Origin of the sequence: Nonlabens dokdonensis DSW-6 (assembly GCF_000332115.1) — a bacterium.
Lineage (GTDB): Bacteria > Bacteroidota > Bacteroidia > Flavobacteriales > Flavobacteriaceae > Nonlabens > Nonlabens dokdonensis.
The window spans coordinates 2,437,961-2,457,029 of record NC_020156.1; the positions used below are offsets into that span (position 1 = coordinate 2,437,961).

General features: G+C 35.4%; 17 protein-coding genes. 11 read left to right on the forward strand and 6 right to left on the reverse strand.

The genetic code is table 11. The annotated features are described in order from the left end of the window. Positions 1 to 17: 17 nt before the first annotated feature. The 5 genes from DDD_RS10645 to DDD_RS10665 all read right to left on the reverse strand — a co-directional run bounded on the left by DDD_RS10645 (position 18) and on the right by DDD_RS10665 (position 8,254). Positions 18 to 2,477: a TonB-dependent receptor gene (locus DDD_RS10645; protein ID WP_041567102.1), complete on the reverse strand. Its 2,460-nt coding sequence runs from the start codon at positions 2,475 to 2,477 to the stop codon at positions 18 to 20. Positions 2,478 to 2,657: 180 nt separating this feature from the next. Next, positions 2,658 to 2,960 carry a hypothetical protein gene (locus DDD_RS10650; protein WP_015362861.1) on the reverse strand — a complete coding sequence of 101 codons (303 nt, stop codon included), beginning with the start codon at positions 2,958 to 2,960 and terminating at the stop codon, positions 2,658 to 2,660. Positions 2,961 to 3,036: 76 nt separating this feature from the next. Continuing rightward, positions 3,037 to 4,044 carry a hypothetical protein gene (locus tag DDD_RS10655; protein ID WP_041567103.1) on the reverse strand — a complete coding sequence of 336 codons (1,008 nt, stop codon included), beginning with the start codon at positions 4,042 to 4,044 and terminating at the stop codon, positions 3,037 to 3,039. Positions 4,045 to 4,254: 210 nt separating this feature from the next. Continuing rightward, a complete protein-coding gene (locus DDD_RS10660; RefSeq protein WP_158441684.1) occupies positions 4,255 to 6,279 on the reverse strand; it encodes a tetratricopeptide repeat protein in 2,025 nt (674 codons plus the stop codon). Positions 6,280 to 6,322: 43 nt separating this feature from the next. Then, complete coding sequence (locus DDD_RS10665; RefSeq protein WP_201764093.1) at positions 6,323 to 8,254, reverse strand: putative porin; 1,932 nt, start codon at positions 8,252 to 8,254, stop codon at positions 6,323 to 6,325. A gap of 225 nt (positions 8,255 to 8,479) precedes the next feature. Between DDD_RS10665 and DDD_RS10670 the strand changes: the two genes are divergently transcribed. The 3 genes from DDD_RS10670 to DDD_RS10680 all read left to right on the forward strand — a co-directional run bounded on the left by DDD_RS10670 (position 8,480) and on the right by DDD_RS10680 (position 12,029). Next, positions 8,480 to 9,079 (forward strand): ribonuclease HII, encoded by a 600-nt coding sequence (locus DDD_RS10670; RefSeq protein WP_015362865.1) that lies wholly within the window; start codon positions 8,480 to 8,482, stop codon positions 9,077 to 9,079. Positions 9,080 to 9,143: 64 nt separating this feature from the next. Beyond that, entirely contained in the window at positions 9,144 to 11,576 is a 2,433-nt protein-coding gene (locus DDD_RS10675; protein WP_015362866.1) for a PQQ-binding-like beta-propeller repeat protein, read from the forward strand. An 18-nt stretch (positions 11,577 to 11,594) separates the two neighbouring features. After that, positions 11,595 to 12,029 (forward strand): PH domain-containing protein, encoded by a 435-nt coding sequence (locus DDD_RS10680; protein ID WP_015362867.1) that lies wholly within the window; start codon positions 11,595 to 11,597, stop codon positions 12,027 to 12,029. A gap of 19 nt (positions 12,030 to 12,048) precedes the next feature. On the opposite strand, the gene DDD_RS10685 is transcribed toward DDD_RS10680, so the two are convergent. Beyond that, on the reverse strand, positions 12,049 to 13,143 hold the full coding sequence (locus DDD_RS10685; protein WP_015362868.1) for a DNA topoisomerase IB: 1,095 nt from the start codon (positions 13,141 to 13,143) through the stop codon (positions 12,049 to 12,051). A gap of 180 nt (positions 13,144 to 13,323) precedes the next feature. On the opposite strand from DDD_RS10685, the gene guaB reads away from it, so the two are divergent. The 8 genes from guaB to ftsY all read left to right on the forward strand — a co-directional run bounded on the left by guaB (position 13,324) and on the right by ftsY (position 19,020). Further along, positions 13,324 to 14,796 carry an IMP dehydrogenase gene (gene guaB, locus DDD_RS10690; protein WP_015362869.1) on the forward strand — a complete coding sequence of 491 codons (1,473 nt, stop codon included), beginning with the start codon at positions 13,324 to 13,326 and terminating at the stop codon, positions 14,794 to 14,796. Positions 14,797 to 14,799: 3 nt separating this feature from the next. Then, positions 14,800 to 15,414 (forward strand): fumarylacetoacetate hydrolase family protein, encoded by a 615-nt coding sequence (locus tag DDD_RS10695; RefSeq protein ID WP_015362870.1) that lies wholly within the window; start codon positions 14,800 to 14,802, stop codon positions 15,412 to 15,414. Next, positions 15,411 to 15,746 carry an Hpt domain-containing protein gene (locus tag DDD_RS10700; RefSeq protein WP_015362871.1) on the forward strand — a complete coding sequence of 112 codons (336 nt, stop codon included), beginning with the start codon at positions 15,411 to 15,413 and terminating at the stop codon, positions 15,744 to 15,746. The genes DDD_RS10695 and DDD_RS10700 overlap by 4 nt, the downstream gene beginning before the upstream one ends. Then, complete coding sequence (locus DDD_RS10705; RefSeq protein WP_015362872.1) at positions 15,747 to 17,003, forward strand: CinA family nicotinamide mononucleotide deamidase-related protein; 1,257 nt, start codon at positions 15,747 to 15,749, stop codon at positions 17,001 to 17,003. 59 nt (positions 17,004 to 17,062) lie between these two features. Next, complete coding sequence (rpmB, locus tag DDD_RS10710) at positions 17,063 to 17,302, forward strand: 50S ribosomal protein L28 (RefSeq protein WP_015362873.1); 240 nt, start codon at positions 17,063 to 17,065, stop codon at positions 17,300 to 17,302. Between the two features lie 20 nt (positions 17,303 to 17,322). Then, positions 17,323 to 17,508, forward strand: coding sequence for a 50S ribosomal protein L33 (gene rpmG / locus DDD_RS10715; protein WP_015362874.1), 186 nt, complete (start codon positions 17,323 to 17,325; stop codon positions 17,506 to 17,508). A 7-nt stretch (positions 17,509 to 17,515) separates the two neighbouring features. Then, positions 17,516 to 17,668 carry a DUF4295 domain-containing protein gene (locus DDD_RS17720; RefSeq protein ID WP_015362875.1) on the forward strand — a complete coding sequence of 51 codons (153 nt, stop codon included), beginning with the start codon at positions 17,516 to 17,518 and terminating at the stop codon, positions 17,666 to 17,668. Between the two features lie 398 nt (positions 17,669 to 18,066). Beyond that, positions 18,067 to 19,020: a signal recognition particle-docking protein FtsY gene (ftsY, locus tag DDD_RS10720; protein ID WP_015362876.1), complete on the forward strand. Its 954-nt coding sequence runs from the start codon at positions 18,067 to 18,069 to the stop codon at positions 19,018 to 19,020. The last annotated feature ends 49 nt before the right edge of the window (positions 19,021 to 19,069 follow it).

Consider the following 19,069-nt stretch of genomic DNA (forward strand, 5'->3'; position numbering starts at 1 on the left):
AAAATTAAGGTTAAAAATTAAAGGTTATAAATAAATTGAACTTGTATGTCGCGACCTACTTCATCAGCATAAAAGCGCTGTCTATTGAGATAGTTGCGATAAGAGGTATTAAATATGTTGTTAGAGGTTATTGATAATTTCGCTTTCGCGAAAGCGTAACTTATACCAGCATTCCACAAACTGTAAGCCTCTGGAGTCTGAGATATTTGAACGGTACGATTTTCAAACGTTCCATCATCAAGTGGGACAAGAACTTCGTAATCGTTATCAGGGAATCTGTTTTGTTGCCACACATATTGATGTGTAAGTTGAAAATTAATTCCAGTATCAGCCACGTCGTGCCAAATGACGTCATTTTGAATTTGTACAGGTGGCATGTCAATAAGCGCCTGATCATTAGATGTGTCAGTTCCATGTATATAAGAAAAGCTAGTCGATAGGGAGATCAGTTTTTTAAGGTTATAGATAATCTCATTAGGATTAGATTTCATTTCTTTAGAAGGCTTTCTGGTATAGAAATCATAAGTAGCATGAGCATCTATTCCATAAAGAAGGGCATTAACTTGCTCATATTCAAAAACAGGGAACGCACCACGATTTGTGGTTTCCACGCCTGTAGGGATCAATTGTATGAAGTTTTGAACACGATTTAAATAGGGATTTACTTCAAAATCAAACTTGCCTTCCTGCACGTGAAAATTAGTATTGATTTTAAACGACTGTTCCTTTTCAAGATCCAGACTTCCTAATTCAATAGTGGCAAGAGCGTGGTGCAATCCATCGCTAAAAAGTTCGCTTGGATTAGGAGCTCTATTTGCTGCACTTAGATTAATCCCTAGATCGTAATGATCGCTGAAAAAGTATTTTGCTCCAGCGGTAAACGCAAGCAAATTGTAATCCAAAACTGGATTTGTAAGAATCTGATTTCCTTGCTCATTCACTTCAAATTGTGGATACTGAGTGTCGTAACCTAAATCTTCCCAACGACTTTGCAAGTAAAATTTATCGGCATCGATTTGATAATAATCAAAACGAACGCCAGCATCGAGGATCCACTTTTCATTTGGCTCATATAAAGCACTTGTAAAACCACCTAATCTATAAGCCGTGTAATCTGGTATGAGACGGCGTACTCCTGTGGCTGCATCTGGACTATTGAGTTGGTACATGGCGTCAGTGCCTATTTGCACGGTAAAGTCTTCTAGTGAGTCGATTAACAAGTGACCAGCTATCGTATGAGTTTGTAAGTCAATGTCTAGAGAAGCTCTGCCAGCATTATCACCTCGACGTATGTCAAATTCTTTTCTATTATTAAACTGAAAGGCATAGTCTACGTCTAGTTTTCCTAAACCTGCAAATCTCCTATACGTATTGAACTGGATGCCATGATGTTGAACAGCTTGTTTAGGAGCGTCTACATCATAGGTAAAATCATTTATAATCGTAGGTTGCCCGGAGTTGATGCTGGTAACAAGGTCTGCAGCGTTACCTATGTGAGAGGCGCGTAAAATTCCTATTTCTGTATCGTAAAAAGAATATTTAAGACTTGCTCCATATTCAAACTTCTTAAATCCTAAAGCAGCATTAAACGCAGCTGTCTCACTTCCTGTATTGCTGAGTATATAATCTGGTGACTCAAAGTCTCCCAACCTTTTATAGGTAAGAGTTGCTTGTTGATACCAGCCTGAATTACGGTAATTATTTACAGTAGCAGTTGCGCTTCCTCCACGGCCATTAGTCTGACCTTGAAGGATGGCTCGACCCATCAATGTGTCTTTAGAAATCACTCGTGATGGCTCGATGACTATCGTACCGCCTATCGCATCACCTCCATATCTCAATGCACTAGCTCCTTTGATCACTTCGATATTATTTGCCGAATTCACATCAATATTAGGAGCATGTTCTACGCCCCATTCTTGATCTTGCTGTCTCAAACCGTCGTTTACGATTGCTACACGACTACCGTAAAGTCCATGAATAACTGGTTTTACAACACTATTTCCTGTTTTAAGAGAGGTTACTCCTTGAACAGTTGCCAGCGCATCACCTAATGAGGCACCACTGAATTTTTCTATAGTTTCAGACTTAATTCTGGTACTGGACTGAGTGCTGGAATGATTATCATGAACATCTGCAATTACACGAACTTCATCAAGATCGCTAATATGGTGTTCTAGTTTAATGTCAACGATCTTATCAGCTTCTAATTGAACGCTAAGTTTTTTTGTGTCACAATCGTAATGAGAAACGCTCAAGTCATAGGTGCCAGAGCATAATCCATTGATCTCATAAGTGCCATCGGCCTTTGAGATGTAGGTTTTTTGCAACTGTACCACATAAATTTGTGCTAGTTCAAGAGGTTGCGCATCATGAAAATCAGTGATTTTCCCTTTAAGGGTGATATCACATGTCTGTGCATTACTGTAACAAAAGCTTATTAATAAAGCTATTGCTACCAAATGTTTAGTAAACATATTTGATAATTAAATTACTTTTAGGAACGGAGCAGGTCACTCCAGCTGGATCGGTAATTTTTGTAATTAATATTTTGATACATAAAGCGTAATTAAAAATCTGTTTTCAAAATATCTCGTTCTTGAGAATATTATAAAAACATGAAATACACCAAATAAAATATCGTCTTACAAATTTAATTAAGAAAGTGGCGGCGGCCGTGTAGTATGAATGGTAGGTTGGGATTCCGCTTTCGCGAAAGCGATATCAATAGCAATCTCTTTTTTTATAGGAGGACTTACCTGATAAGGCGCATCAATTGCTGGAGCAATATCATAAGAAATAGATTGAAAATCGTGAGCAACTAAACAGATCTCACAATCTTGCGCGTCGTCTTGATGAGAAAACTCATGTATAATAGACGCTTGAGCCGCTACAAATAGCAACAACAAGAATGAGACGATGATGTTTTGATATTTACGCACGATCCAAAGATAAAACATGTTATGTTAAGGAAAAGATAAGTAATAAAAAAAGCTGCCATGGAGGCAGCTTTTATCATTTTCAAAAGAAGTGTTTTTAGTTTCTTAAATAGAAATCTACAGAGCTTGCTCCAGCAAGAGTATTATTTATCGAGGGAGATATATTTCCACCAGATCCTACATTGTTAAATCCTAATACGCGTCCACCACCGTTAGCAATTTCTGCAATAATTACTGTGTTTGTGCTCGTATCATAGGTTACATCAATTGGGTTACCCATAAGTGTTGCGGCACCAGCAACTCTAGTTTGTATTCCAGCAATAGCTAAGGTTCCACCATCTGCAACTGCTGCAATATTACTTGTAGCGTTATTGATGATATGAAAACCGCCATCTGTATCACTGCCAGCACCAGAAGCTGCACCTATATCTGTCATGATAAGTACATCGTCTGTCGCGTCGTATGCGATACCATGTGTTCTCACAATTCCTTCTATAGTAATTCTTTTACTAGCTGTTAATGTACCACTAGTTGTATTTGATAGGAAATTATTGAAGATTGCGAGGTCTCCAGTTTGATCTACTACTGCATATAAATCGTTCCCTATAAATTCTACACCCCAAACGGCAAAGTTTACATCAAATTGATTTCTCAAAGAAAGTCCGCTTGCGGTACGTGTATATACATAGAAAGCGTTTGTTCCATTATCTGCAACTACAATAGAGTTACCACTAACGGCTAATGCTCTTGGGCTATTAAAATCTACAGAACCATTAACACCAACTACAGCAGATAATCCACCTGTTAAAAATGATTCTACGTTTACATAACTGTTCAATCTTAAAGAAGAACGAGAAGCTACGTAAAGTTCATCTGAAGAGGCGTCGTATTGAATACCTTCATTTGATGTTGAAGCTGTTGTCAAAGTTGTTACTTCGGCATTGTTTGCAAAATTGTATACAGTTATGTCTCCATTAGAAACACTTGTTGCATAAAGCTCTGCTCGGGAATTATCTGGCAAATTGTTATTGTCGTCATCACTATCACAAGATGTGAAAATCAGCGCACAAAACGCCATGCTAATACTTAAAATTTTAGTTTTCATAAAAAAGGTTTACGTTAATTTACTCTATTAACGTAGACAGGGTAATGACGGTTTTTTTAAATAATAACTTTCACTTTGGTTTAACATGAAACAACTCTAATCGTTAAACATTGATTAAAACATAGTATGCGTAAGAGAAAATTTTAAGAAATAGACTACAAAAAGAAATTCCATACCAGACCAAAACGAATGGTAAAGTCGCGGTAGGGATCAATATTTTTCCATTAACTCAATAAAGTCAGGATCTTCTTTATAGTGTTTCCAGTCTTGATCTTTTAAAACGTGGTCTTTATCAATTTGGCCTTTGGATAATGACTTTTTTAAATGTTTTAAAGCTTTGTTTTTTTCTTTTAATAAAGAATATATGCATGATAAATTATATGATGAGCCACCTAAATTAACAGTTTTTTCTGCTAAAGCCTTTGCTTTTTTTAAATTAATCTCCATTTCTTCTAAATATTCAAATTTAAAAATATGAAACATTATTAAAAGAGTAGAAGTATAATTATCATAAGCTAATTCGTACTCGGGATTTAATTCAATAGCCTTTTCATATTGATCAAAACTTTTTCTGAACAGGGTTAAATCTTTATTAAGCTCTGCTAAATCTGAAATTGCATTCCCATAGTTGAAATAAGTTGAGTGTTGTTTTGGGTTTAACTCAATAGCTTTTTCATATTGAATTAAACATTTTTCAAACAAAGTCTCATTTTGTTTAAGATTTGCTAATTCTGAAAGCGCAATTCCATAATTGTTATAAACTGAATAATTTTTAGGATTTAATTCAATAGCTTTTTCATATTGAATAAAACTTTTTTCGAACAAAGATTCTTCTTGCTTAAATTTAGCGAGGTCCGAAAGTGCAATGCCGTAGTTTATAAACGATGAAATATTGCTACCGTTTAAATTAAGAGCTTTTTCAAATTGAATAAAACTTTCTTTAAATTTTAATTCATCTTGATTAAGTTTTGCAATACCTAGAAGCAGCGTTCCATAGTTGTAATGAGCTAATTCACTTTTATGGTTTAATTCTATTGCTTTTTTATATTTTTCATATACTAAATCAATCATAGAATAATCTTTACTTCTTTGAATTGATTCGTGTAATTTATAACCCCAATTTACATAGAAATCTGAAAGTTCTGGTTTTGCATTTTTAAATTTGGATAATTTGATTTTTTCTAAAAAAGCGCCTTCGTTTTCTTCAAATTTTTCTTTTACATAGGCTTCTATTATTTCTTGTTTAAATTTTTTAACAGAATCTTTTTCTTGAATATCATTTATAGCCTCATCGATCCAGGAGTTGCTTATTTCCATACGTTCGGACAAACCTTTGTATAAATCTTTGTGATCTTCAATCACATCAATTTCTTCTGGCATTTTAATTTCTCGCATCATAGATTTTAAAAAGGAAAAAGGTTTATCTATGATTTCAGGAGTCGGTAGTCCTAATTTAGAATGCAAGTCTAGAAAAAAGGTGTCTGCATCATAACCTGAAATGGAATGGGCGTTTTTTGTACTAATGTTCAGTAGCTCATTTTGAACGATATCCGCTGCATTATTGTTTAGATAGTTTACCCAAAATAATTCATTATCAAAACTTGCAAATTCTTTAATACTATCAAAAACTTCGTCTTCACCACTATAACCTACTATTATAAATGTCCTATCATGACAAATTTTATTAAGGAGTAAAGGAATTCTGTCTTTTACTTTCTCTAGTTCTCCTTTTGCGTTCAATAACCATTCTCCATAATGCTGTCCATGCAGATAGGTGATGGATTCTTTTTGAAAAGTTGTAGTGGTAAATTCGTTTAAATTAGAAATGTCATAAGTAGGCATAGTGTAATTAAATAATCCACAAGCTCTCAACAATAAGTCATCGAAGTTTACTGTAAGAACATAATCTATATATCCTAATTTGACTAATTGAGCTAAATAAATATGCGCCGTATTCACTTTTGCTTCTTCTATGTAGTCTTGGAATAATTTACGTCTCTCCTTTGCATTGAGAGCGGTCATTAATTCATAATAATTATTTTTTTTATCAGGAGATAAATTTATTATAGCTGGCTTATCTTTAAAATCTTTTAGTATTCTTTCTATTATACCATTTGCCAAAGGAATTCCACCTGAAACTGATGCTCCAGCCCCTAAAAAGACAATGGGTTTTGGTTCATTATTGTCTTTTGCTTGTTTGATTAGATATGCTAAATCTTGAATTCCCTTTTTCATAACCATAAAGTTAGTCTTTTAGTTGAAAATGAGAACACTAATCCTACAAAAAGAAATTCCATACCAGACCAAAACGAATGGTGAAATCTCGGTAGGGATTGCGCGGTGCGCTGAAGTAATCTGTATTGCTTGAAAAAATACGGTTAGCGTGTTCTAACTTAAAGAAGATTCTTGTTTGTCTGATTTTGGCATTTACAAACAGATCAATTAAAGGAAAGCCACCTAACTCATCTGTGTTTTGAGAATAGAACTCACCGAGCACTGGATCATAGCCGTCCATAAAATATTCTGTAAAGTACTTTGCAGTAATCCCGGTTTGTAAAAGAAGGGCTTTTTTAAATAGTCGGTTTTTATAATACACCGTAGTTCTTGCCGTAAAATCAGGAACGTTAAGAATATCTTCTGATTGAGTCACGTTTTGATACATGACCGTATTGTCCCAACCGAAATACTTTAGAAACTTAATGTCTTTATTGAGCTTTACTTTAAGGTAAGTAATGTCATCACTGGTTTGAACTGGAGTAGAGTTGTAACCGGTTATTTCATTATTGGTATCTAATACTAGACTTTGAGCAAAATAGACATGATCTTGAATGGTGGTAAAGGTCACTTCAGCATTTAAAAAACGTTCGGAATCTAGCTTAAAACTTAGCTCTTGTTTTTCAATATTATTAAAGTTGTTTTGCCAGTTGTAATTAATGTAATCGCTTTGATGTAAGAGGTAATTAAAGTCAGGAGCCCGAGAACTTATAGCTAGTCCAGCGGTTACACTCATATCTTTAAAATCATAAGAGGCTTGCCCATTTAGAAACTGACCATCAAGATCTCCTGCGACATTAACGCCACCATTTGCAGTAACATCAAATTTACCGATGCGTTTTTCAAATTGTGCTTTAAATTGATATAATTCTCCTATCAATCGGTTAGTGATTACGCCACCAGCTTGATTGATCACTCGGTCATAACCATAATTATATTTATGTCTTGCGATTCCAGCTTTGTAAAAACCTAGAATATGGTGATCATAAGAAACACCAGCCTCTATCATTCCTTCTTCTAGATTAGTTTTATCCCTTAATCCAGAAGATATGAATGCTTCACCTAGAAAAGCTTCGTCTGCAGTACTCTGGTTAAATTCATAAAATTTATCTTCATAGTAGGCCTTGTTATATACACGACCGCTGTAATAGGTTGTGCTGTCTTTGTCACCTATGATTTCATAATCATGATCTATATAAAAGCGTCTTCCATCAAGGATACTTTCTGCATCGGTAAGATTAGGTTCTATTCTTCCACGATTGTCAAAATTTTCATCATCATCTATAAATCCCTGAAGAGAAGTAGCTTCTATACCACCATTTTCTTGATTTAAATGATCCTGAAAAACCGTATGGAGTCTTAGTCTGTAACGATTGTTTTTTGAAGTATAGTTAGAAGTAAATTTAAAATTACCTGAACTAGTAAGTGTATTTACATAATCTCCTGCACTACGTACACCTTTGTAGCTTATGGAAAAATTGAATTGGGGAGAAAGATTTGTGGTAAAAAGCGCTTCTAGTTGCTGGCCTTGATTTACTGCTGTCTTAAAATACAAATCACTCAATGGTGTCGGGACATAGTAATCCATGACATCATTTATTTCATAATAGTTTTGATGCCTCGCTCTTGCTCCTAATCTAGGAGAAAGCAATTCTAGATCAAAGGATTTACCGAGCTGATTATAAGGTTGTCCTACGTTATGAAATGGCATTAATTCAAAGTCATCTCTACGCAGGTAGTTGAATTTAAAGTCTTTTGCTATGGTGAGCGTAGTGTCCACATGTGTTGTGTCTCGTTTTTGAGAAATGATAAGATAATCTGTAATGGGAGGTTTCTCTCCTTCTACGTTTACTTCTTTATTAGTTTGCAGTCGCTGGTCAGGATCGGTAGTCAGTTCATTACGCAATCTTTCTTGCGAAAAAAGGAATAATGGCAAACAAAATATTAATATAAAAAGTCGATTCATAAACAAGGCTGCAAAACAGAATTCAAAAGTAACCATTTAAACGATTTTAAAGCACAGCTATTATGTACTTTTGAAAATGCTTTTAAATCAAATTCGGCCTATCCTAAATCCATTCCAGCGGAAAGGACTTTAAATGGAGATCATTTGACCATTTTGAAACATGAAAATCATCAAGTTATTTTATTATTTTAGAAAATGCTTTTAAATCAAATTCATAAAAATATAATAGAATGTGGTACAGATGAGGCTGGTCGTGGCTGTTTATCTGGTCCAGTTACTGCGGCGGCTGTCATATTGCCGCAAGATTTTGAATCGGTATTGTTAGATGATAGTAAGAAGCTTTCGCGAAAGCGGAGATACGAACTTAGAACTTTGATAGAGGAGCAAGCGCTGGATTATCATGTATCGCACGTGATGATGGAAAAGATAGACGAAATCAATATTTTACAGGCGAGTATTCTTGCCATGCATCAAGCGATCGATGGGTTGAAAATACGTCCAGAGCATATCGCCGTTGACGGTAATAAATTTAATCCTTACAAGGATATTCCTGCGACGACTGTAATAAAAGGTGACGGAAAATACTTGCATATTGCGGCAGCTTCAGTTCTTGCTAAAACTTATCGAGATGATTTTATGTCTCGTATAGCTGTAGAACATCCTGAATATGACTGGGAGAATAATCAAGGATACCCAACAAGAAAACATCGTGCTGCGATAAGAAAATATGGTGCAACACCATATCATCGCACCACTTTTAAATTACTTCCTACACAGTTAAAATTAGATGTATAAGTAGTTGTTTATTTTAAGGATTAGAGAAAGTAACTTATTACTTTTGTGGTTTAAAATGAATTCAATGCGTCCACTTTTTTCCGTTATTCTAATTGCTTTAACTTTATGGAGTTGTGAAGAAAATCCTGGAGTAAATAAGGATTTGATCAATCGCATTCCTACTGATTCTAAAATTATTATTCATACTGATGACCTGAATGATTTAGGTCAACTCATAAAAGGTAATCAATGGTATGAGCAGTTAGATGGGTTGTCAAGACTAGAAGAGATAGAGAAAGCCAGCTCTTTTCTCAGTAATTATGACGTTGATGAGGAATCATTGATCGCTTTAAGTATAGAAGGCAAGAATGAAGTAGTTATCACACTCATCACAGCACCTATAGAACAACGTGTAGACTCCACTAAAGTAAATACTACTATAGACTACAATAACGCCAAAATCAATAAGCACGCTACTGATGCGCAGACGTATTACTCTTTAAATCACAATGGAGCACACCTTGCCAGTAGTTCTAGATTAGTGATTGAGAGTTTGATAAGAAGAAATATTGACGACTATATCTTTGACGACGGATTTAAAGAAATCTATAAACGAACTAATAACGGCACTACATTTTACGTAAAAGCAAGTGAGAAAAAATGGCTGGAACAGTTTTTATTAGGTAGAAATATAAACGATAATGGCAACCACGCTTTATGGTATCAACTGGAATTAAGACCATCTGACAGTCATTTTCAAATGGATGGAGTTATCACTTATAAGGATAGTCTGAAAATGGACCACGACTTGTACAATCAAATCAAAGCGGTCGAAAATCAGATTCAAGAAATTGCGCCTACAAGTTTAAATATTTTAAAATCTGTTACTTATAAAAATCCTACTCAATTAATAGATAACCTAAAACGATTCCACAGCAAAGAAATTAAAATAGGAACGCAATTACAGGACATACTTGATAACACCCAAGAGATGACCGAAATTGCTCTGGAGAAAACTCAAGCTTTAGTTTTTACACTGAAACCTTATGAAGCGATATTTTTAAATTTAGATAGTCTTTCGACTGCAAAGTTTACCTATCGTGATCAAACCGTTTATGAACTGGATGAGCCTATTAAAACTAGTGACTTAAAACCATTAATTCAAGCAAAAGAATATCGATTTGTCACTGTTTTAGGTCAGCATTTAATATTGTCTAGTAGTCCTACTGCTCCAGAAGAGTTCATTTCAAATTTCCAAAATAACACGGTGCTTGGAAAGCAAGATTGGTGGCAGGAAGCTATGAAAGATATGAGCAGTAGCAGTAGCTTATTAAAAATAACCAGCACTAAAGAATTAAAACGTACCGCAGAGACAGCGAGCAGTGATGATGTAAAGTTGATTAATAAAATCAATGAAAGCGAGTATCCTTTATTGATTAGTCAGTTTGTACATGAAGATGAGTATGCGCATTATCATTTTGTCATTCCGCAGGTAAATAGTGCATCGACTGGGCAAATGGTAAGCCAGATAGGAACCTATAAATCACCTACTAAAATTATTACAGGTCCCTTTTTATTTCCAAATCATCTGAATAAAAAACACGACGTGGCTTTTCAAGATGAAAGTTTTAAACTTCACCTTTTGAGCGATACAGGTAAAAAACTATGGAGCAAAGCCCTTGATGGACCTATTTTAGGAGCCATAGAAGTTACTGATGCCTATAAAAACGGCCGTAAGCAAATGGTGCTTACCACAACTAAATCCCTTTATTTCATTGACAGAAACGGAAAGGATGTCAACACCTATCCTAAAACATTTAAAGATCCTATCACTCAGCCTGTAAGTGTTTTTGATTATGATAAAAAACGCAATTATCGTTTTCTAGTAACACAAAATAATCAGTTGACCATGTTTGATAGAGATGGAAAGGAAGTAAAAGGGTTTCAGTATAAAAAAGGAGCTGCAATTACTTCACAGCCTAAACATTTTAGAGTAGGAACAAAGGATTATATCGCTTTCGCGAAAGCGGATCAGACACTATCTATTTTGAATAGAACAGGAAAACCTAGAACTACAATCAATGAGAAAATTGATCTGAAAAGTGAGCTGTTTTCCCATAAGAATAAAGTTGTTGCTCTAACGGCTAAAGGTGACTATATTGAGATTAATTTAGGAACAGGGAAACTTAAAACCGTTACTACTTACGGTGAAGAATGTTTGCTGAGTGCAAGCGATAAAACAGTAGTGATCCAGTATAATAACGACTTAATTATAAATGGAGAAGAGCATGATTTACCATACGGTAGCTACTTACCTGCTCAGGTTTCTCATTTAAAAAGTGGTGATTTTATTCACCTAGTGGAAACAGGAGAAAACCGCGTTTACATATTTGATCGTAAAGGAGAGATTTTACCTTATTTTCCAGTATATGGGAAAACTAAAAGCGAGGTGGCGCAATCTAAAAGTCGCTACTTGACCACATTAGATGGTGACGACATTATAATTTATAAATGGTAATGATTAAAATCATATAAAATGAAATTCAACAGTCGTAAAGATCCATTGTTCCAGCTAGTGACTTTTGGTGTAAGTATGATTTTGTGTGTGGTGGTTTTTATGAGAATAACCTCTGATACACCTTTGTTTGGAGCATTTTTATTGGGTGATATTGTAGGTGTTCTAGTCGTTGCTTATTTGTTATGGGTCTATTTTGATACTAGTTATGAATTAACAGAGACGTCGCTCAAGTACAAAAGTGGTTTGATAAGAGGCTCGATCTCAACAGATAGTATAAGAAAAGTTATAAAAGGCAAAAGCTTATGGTCTGGTATTAAACCTGCTACTGCTAGAAAAGGCTTGATAATAAAATACAAAGACTTTCAAGAAATATATATAAGTCCAGAAACAAATGATTCATTTGTAGAAAAGTTATTAGAGTTTAATAAAGATGTTGAGATTACTACTCCATAATAGTTACACTATATAATGGTTAAGAAACATTTGTATCTGTGGCAAATTCAATCTCAAACTGATCAATAATTTCTTGAACACATTTTTCAGATGCCGCAAATAAGTCGGTGTCTGTGTAGTTTTTGTAACTTTCTCTATAGGGTGCAAATTGGTCTTCTGCATAGACATTAGGTAGTTGAGGATGCACATAATACTGTTTACAGACAGACCTTGTATTTCCTAAAGCTTCGGCGGCAGTATCGTAACCTTGTAAAATATTCTTTTCTCTTTCTTTAGCAGTTTTCGGTTCAGGAAGTTCAACCATTTTTAAGAAAAATTCTCTAGTTGCGCCCCATGTTCTAAAATCCTTTGCGCTGAAAATATCTCCTGCGATCTCATGCATGTACTCGTTAATCATCGTGCTATCTATAGAATGATGATCTCCTTTCTCGTCAAGATATTGAAATAATTCCCATCCTGGAATCCCTTCACATTCTTGAATTAATTCTACTAACTCAGGATCGTCTATAGTTGTATTTTGAGACACACCTTTCTTACCGGTAAATGAGAATTGGATTTTATTGTTACTATCGTCTACATGCTTCATTCTTAAGGTGGAGAGTCCGTAAGTTTTGTTCTTGTCTGCATAATATTGATTTCCTACTCTTATGTAGGTTTCATCCATGATGGATAAAACTAAAGCCAGACATTTTTCTTTGGTCATTCGATCTTGATCAAGATCTTGATGCAGTCTTTTTCTAATTTTAGGTAACGCTTTCGCGAAAGCGGACATTTTAAAAAACTTAGTTTGATTGCGCAGTAGCGACCAAATGTCATGATATAAATAGACTTTTCTTCCTTTTTCATCGCGGCCTACTACCTGAAGGTGTCCATTAGGGATTTTACTTATCCTTACTTTTTCCCATGCTGGAGGAATCACCAAAGACTTGATGCGTTTTAATTGATTTTTATCACTTAACCTTGTTTTATTATCTATTAGATAAGTAAAACCTCTTCCGTATTTTTTGCGGTGTATGGATAGATGTTGATCTTGAATATATACAAGATCTGCTAGATGTGCTGCTGCTTCTGGTTCAGTCAGACATTCTTCAATTTGTTGAGCAGTTAGAGTCATACTCAAAAGTAATAGCAAAGCAAAAAGAAATTACTTAAGGAAACTCTAATTAGTAAATCATTAATTCAAGTTTATAAATCAAATGCAATAGTAAATTTTTCTTTGTCAAATAATTAAGAATTATTGAAATAAAGGTCAAGAATTAAAGAGGTATCTTTGCATGCAATAAAATTTTATTGCATGATCTCCCACGACTCCAAATTTTTAGGTGAAGGTTTAACCTACGACGATGTACTTCTAGTACCAGCTTATAGCGAGGTGCTTCCTAGAGAAGTAAGTATCAAAACAAAATTTACCAAAAACATCACGCTCAACGCTCCAGTAATATCTGCCGCAATGGATACGGTTACAGAAAGTCGCATGGCGATAGCTATGGCACAAGAAGGCGGAATAGGTATTCTACATAAAAACATGACCATTGAAGCTCAAGCTCAAAAAGTGCGTCGTGTAAAGCGTGCAGAAAGTGGTATGATTATCGATCCAGTAACCTTAACTGAAAAAGCTACTATAGGCGATGCCAAAGCTAGCATGCGAGAGCACGGAATAGGAGGAATTCCTATCATCGATCAAGATGGCTACATTAAGGGTATTATCACAAATCGTGATTTGCGTTTTGAAAAAGATAATGCGAGATCAGTAACAGAGGTAATGACATCAGAGAATCTTGTTACTGCAAAAGCGGGAACTTCACTACAACAAGCTGAGATCATCTTACAGAAACATAAGATTGAAAAATTACTTGTAGTCGATGAAGATGGTAAGCTAGAAGGATTGATCACATTTAGAGATATTACAAAATTAACCTTACAGCCTAATGCAAACAAAGATCAATATGGTCGTTTGCGTGTTGCAGCAGCCATAGGAGTAACTGGTGATGCCGTAGAAAGAGCAGGAGCTCTCGTTGCAGCAGGAGTTGATGCTGTTGTCATCGATACTGCTCATGGACATACTAAAGGTGTTGTAGATGTTTTAAAACTCGTTAAAAAGAATTTTCCAGAATTAGAAGTAGTGGTAGGAAATGTGGCCACTGCTGAGGCTGCAAAGTACTTAGCTGATGCTGGTGCTGACGCCGTTAAGGTGGGAATAGGACCTGGGTCTATTTGTACTACTCGAGTTGTTGCCGGAGTAGGTTTTCCACAATTGAGTGCTATCATGGAAGCAGCGCATGCCTTAAAAGGTACTGGAGTTCCAGTAATTGCTGATGGTGGAATACGTTACACAGGAGATATCCCTAAAGCTATTGCTGCTGGGGCAGACTGTGTTATGTTAGGTTCTATGCTTGCAGGTACTACAGAATCTCCAGGCGAAACTATTATTTATGATGGGCGTAAATTCAAATCCTACAGAGGAATGGGTTCTGTAGAAGCAATGCAGCACGGTTCTAAAGACCGTTATTTTCAAGATGTAGAAGATGATATTAAAAAATTAGTTCCAGAAGGTATTGTAGGTCGTGTACCATATAAAGGAGATTTAGTAGAGAGTATGACTCAATTCTTAGGTGGTTTGAGAGCAGGAATGGGATATTGCGGTGCAAAAGATATTGAGACACTTAAAAACACAGCGCAGTTTATTAAAATAACCTCTGCTGGAATGATGGAGAGTCATCCTCATGATGTTACCATTACTAAAGAAGCTCCTAACTACAGTAGATAGACTATGAAAATTATTTGCATAGGTCGCAATTATACCGATCATATAAAAGAACTCGCAAACGAGCGTCCAGAAGATCCAGTTGTTTTCTTGAAACCAGATACTTCTATATTGTTACACAAACAACCGTTTTTCATTCCGCCATGGAGTGATGACGTGCACCATGAGGTAGAAGTGGTTGTGAAAATTAATCGTATAGGAAAACATATCGATCAGAAATTTGCTCATAAGTATTATGATGAGATCGGTTTAGGAATTGATTTTACTGCGAGAGATTTACAACAAAAATTAAAATCTAAAGGTTTGCCATGGGAAAAAGCTAAAGCATTTGACGGTGCTGCTGTTGTTTCTAGAGATTTTATTGATAAAAAAGAATTACCAGCATTAGACGCTTTGGATTTTCAACTATTTAAAAATGACCAGCTACAGCAAGATGGGAATACGTCCCTGATGCTTTGGAAAATTGATGAAATCATTGCTTACGTATCTCAGTACTTTACTCTTAAAATAGGAGACTTAATATTTACAGGAACGCCAGCTGGTGTTTCTAGAGTAGAAGAGAACGACGTATTGAAAGGAGTTCTCAACGGTCAAGAAATGTTTGAAATCAAGGTCAAATGAAAAAAATGACCTACGATTTATCTCAAATCAAAAATATTTCTGATAACGATCCTGATTTTATAAAAATGATGGTGGATACTTTCGTTAAAGAAATGCCTGTCGATTTAGAAAGACTTGCAGCCGCAGTTGTGGAAGAAGACAGAGTAAACGTTCATCGCTTTGCTCACAAGATGAAACCTTCATTAGAATTATTTGGATTGAAAAGTCATGAGCATGCTCACAATCTTGAGATATGGGGTAAAGAAGACATTCAAAAAGATATCAATGAAGATTTTATGATACTACATCAAGAATTAGAAAATACTCTTATAGAACTCAAAAGAGATTTTTAGATGAAGGCAACTATTATAACCATTGGTGACGAGATTCTGATAGGTCAAATCGTCGACACAAATTCTGCGTGGATGGCGCAAGAATTAAATAAGATAGGTGTTCACGTATTTGAAATTATAACTATTAATGACGACAAGGATCATATTCTATCCGCTTTCGCGAAAGCGGAATCACAATCAGACATCGTGCTGATAACTGGCGGTTTAGGACCTACAAAAGACGATGTTACCAAGGCGACTATTTGTGAATATTTTGATGATGAGCTGGTTTTAGATCAGCAAGTATTGGAGCATGTGACGCAGTTATTTGCTAAGTATGTAAAAGATCCTATGGTAGATATGAATAAGGCTCAAGCACTTATTCCTTCAAAAGCTGAGGTGATAAAAAACAGTTATGGAACAGCTCCAGGAATGTGGCTGGAACGTAATGATGTGGTTTTTGTTTCTATGCCTGGAGTTCCCTTTGAAATGAAGGAAATCATGACTAATGGTGTTATTCCTAGAATTCTGACGAATCCTGATTTACCATATATTCATCATAGAACGATTCTCACTGCTGGACAAGGAGAAAGTACTATTGCAACTCGTATAGAAAACTGGGAAAACCAGCTGCCTAGCCATATCAAACTGGCTTATCTACCTAGTTTAGGAACGGTGCGCTTGCGCTTGTCAACTTTTGGGACAGATAAGAGTATCGTAGAAAAAGAAGTAGACGACCAGATCAAAGAACTTTATACATTAATCACCGACATTATTGTAGGAGAAAGTAACAACGAAAGTCTTGTTGATCAAGTTAGTCGATTATTTAAAGAGCAAAATAAAACACTTGCTACGGCCGAGAGCTGTACCGGTGGGAAAATTGCCAATTTAATCACAGAGATTCCAGGAGCTTCTGCTTTTTTTAAAGGCAGCACAATTACGTATGCAACTCAGTCTAAGATTGATATTTTAGGTGTTGATGAAGCGCTTATTACTGAGCATTCTGTCGTTAGCGAGCAAGTTGCCGAAGCGATGGCTGTTGCAGCAAAGAAAAAATTTAAATCAGATTATGCAATTGCTACCACAGGAAATGCTGGTCCATCAAAAGGCGATAGTGATGCCACAGTAGGAACTGTTTTTATAGGAGTTGCTACTGAAAGTGAGAGTTTTGCAATGAAGTTTATGATGGGAAATCATCGAGAACGAGTGATTCAAAAGACGGTAAATAAGTCTTTTGAGCTCTTGCAAAAAGAATTATTAAAAAAGCCTGCAATTTAGGCTTGTGAGATCAAATTAATTATCGTTATTTTGCATTCCGATTTTAAACAACAATAATCATGTCTCGAGTTTGTGAACTTACTGGAAAAAAAGCGATGACAGGAAACAATGTTTCCTTTTCTATGAATAAGACGAAGCGTAGATTTAACGTAAACTTATTTAAGAAGAAATTCTATTTACCAGAAGAAGATAAGTGGGTTACTTTGAAGGTGTCTGCTAGAGCAATAAAAAACGTCAATAAAAAAGGAATTACTCAAGTAGTAAAAGAAGCTCGTCAAAAGGGCTACCTAACTAAGTAATTTTCTAAAAGTTATATAAGATGGCAAAAAGTAAAGGAAATAGAATACAAGTGATTCTTCAATGTACAGAGCACAAAGAATCTGGAATGCCAGGAATGTCTCGTTACATTACTACAAAAAATAAAAAAAATACGCCAGATCGTCTTGAACTTAAAAAATTCAATCCGGTTTTAAAGCGTATGACTGTTCATAAAGAAATTAAATAATTAAGACATGGCAAAGAAATCCATCGCATCCCTTCAAACGGGAAATGTAAGATTAACAAAGGCAATAAAAATGGTAAAGTCTCCTAAAACTGGAGCTTATACATTTGTAAGTGCTATCATGGCGCCAGATCAAGTAAACGACTTTTTGAATAAAAAATAAGTTGATTAATTAGAACGTAAAAAACGTCTTGCCTTATCGCAAGACGTTTTTTTATGCACTTATTTTTGAAAAATGTAGTACAAAATACACGCTTCGATAAGTGATAGCTAGTTCCTATAATTATCAAGAATATGCTCATAATTTCTCAATTCGTCATTCTAGAAAACTTGGGATGAGGTTCTAGATTCATAGAAAAGAAAGCCAGTTCTAAATTTATATGGAATCTGCTGATTGTTTTTCTGAGCTTTCATTTTAGTTTACCGCATGTTCTTCGATAGGATGGTAATGTAGATTTATTTTATTTTTCGTTTTGTTTTTGTTCTTATCTCGCCTTAAACTCATTCCATAGTCGTTATCAACTTTAACTTTCCTATTTTTGTATTTATTCCAATTAAACCATGAGTTTTTTTAAAAAAATATTTTCAAAAGAAAAAAAAGAAACCTTAGATAAAGGACTAGAAAAGTCTAAATCAAGTTTCTTTGACAAGTTAGGTAAAGCTGTTGCGGGAAAATCTACCGTAGATGCAGATGTTCTTGATGATCTTGAAGATGTACTTATATCCAGTGACGTAGGTGTAGCCACTACTGTAAAAATAATTGACCGTATTGAAGAACGTGTTGCGAGAGATAAATACTTAGGTACTTCTGAGCTTGATGCCATTCTACGAGAAGAAATCGCAGGATTGATGAGTGAGGTGAACCATGGCAACGCTACGGAGTTTACAATTCCTGAAATTGACGGGCCGTATGTGATTATGATCGTAGGAGTGAACGGCGTCGGTAAAACAACTACAATAGGTAAACTAGCACATCAACTTAAAAAGGCAGGTAAAAAAGTAGTTTTAGGTGCTGGAGATACCTTTAGAGCCGCAGCGGTAGATCAGTTAGATATTTGGGCAAACCGTGTAGGTGTAGAGATTGTAAAACAAGCCATGGGAAGCGATCCAGCCAGTGTAGCTTTTGACACTTTACAAAGCGCTGTAGCTCAAAATGCTGACGTAGTTCTTCTCGATACTGCAGGTCGCTTACACAACAAAGTTAATTTGATGAATGAGTTGTCTAAGATCAAAAGAGTGATGCAAAAAGTCATTCCTAACGCACCTCACGACGTAATGTTAGTTCTTGACGGCTCTACTGGACAAAACGCTTTTGAACAAGCAAAGCAGTTTACCGCGACTACAGAAGTAACTAGTCTAGCAGTCACAAAACTAGACGGTACTGCAAAAGGTGGCGTAGTCATCGGTATTTCTGATCAATTTCAGATTCCAGTTAGATATATAGGTGTAGGTGAAGGAATTGAGGACTTGCAAGTTTTTAATAAAGTCGAGTTTGTAGACAGTTTTTTTAATTAGAACCTACTTCATAGTAAATTTAAACTCTCGCAGATAGCTTATTATATCT

Excerpts from the sequence above, each read along its gene's own strand:
- DDD_RS10660 (WP_158441684.1), bottom strand. The coding sequence starts at position 6,279 with ATGAAAAAGGGAATTCAAGATTTAGCATATCTAATCAAACAAGCAAAA.
- DDD_RS10685 (WP_015362868.1), bottom strand. The coding sequence starts at position 13,143 with ATGACTCTAACTGCTCAACAAATTGAAGAATGTCTGACTGAACCAGAA.
- DDD_RS10695 (WP_015362870.1), top strand. The coding sequence starts at position 14,800 with ATGAAAATTATTTGCATAGGTCGCAATTATACCGATCATATAAAAGAA.
- DDD_RS10655 (WP_041567103.1), bottom strand. The coding sequence starts at position 4,044 with ATGAAAACTAAAATTTTAAGTATTAGCATGGCGTTTTGTGCGCTGATT.
- DDD_RS10670 (WP_015362865.1), top strand. The coding sequence starts at position 8,480 with ATGCTTTTAAATCAAATTCATAAAAATATAATAGAATGTGGTACAGAT.
- DDD_RS10680 (WP_015362867.1), top strand. The coding sequence starts at position 11,595 with ATGAAATTCAACAGTCGTAAAGATCCATTGTTCCAGCTAGTGACTTTT.
- DDD_RS10645 (WP_041567102.1), bottom strand. The coding sequence starts at position 2,477 with ATGTTTACTAAACATTTGGTAGCAATAGCTTTATTAATAAGCTTTTGT.
- ftsY (WP_015362876.1), top strand. The coding sequence starts at position 18,067 with ATGAGTTTTTTTAAAAAAATATTTTCAAAAGAAAAAAAAGAAACCTTA.
- DDD_RS10705 (WP_015362872.1), top strand. The coding sequence starts at position 15,747 with ATGAAGGCAACTATTATAACCATTGGTGACGAGATTCTGATAGGTCAA.
- rpmB (WP_015362873.1), top strand. The coding sequence starts at position 17,063 with ATGTCTCGAGTTTGTGAACTTACTGGAAAAAAAGCGATGACAGGAAAC.
- rpmG (WP_015362874.1), top strand. The coding sequence starts at position 17,323 with ATGGCAAAAAGTAAAGGAAATAGAATACAAGTGATTCTTCAATGTACA.
- DDD_RS10700 (WP_015362871.1), top strand. The coding sequence starts at position 15,411 with ATGAAAAAAATGACCTACGATTTATCTCAAATCAAAAATATTTCTGAT.
- DDD_RS17720 (WP_015362875.1), top strand. The coding sequence starts at position 17,516 with ATGGCAAAGAAATCCATCGCATCCCTTCAAACGGGAAATGTAAGATTA.
- DDD_RS10650 (WP_015362861.1), bottom strand. The coding sequence starts at position 2,960 with ATGTTTTATCTTTGGATCGTGCGTAAATATCAAAACATCATCGTCTCA.
- DDD_RS10675 (WP_015362866.1), top strand. The coding sequence starts at position 9,144 with ATGCGTCCACTTTTTTCCGTTATTCTAATTGCTTTAACTTTATGGAGT.
- guaB (WP_015362869.1), top strand. The coding sequence starts at position 13,324 with ATGATCTCCCACGACTCCAAATTTTTAGGTGAAGGTTTAACCTACGAC.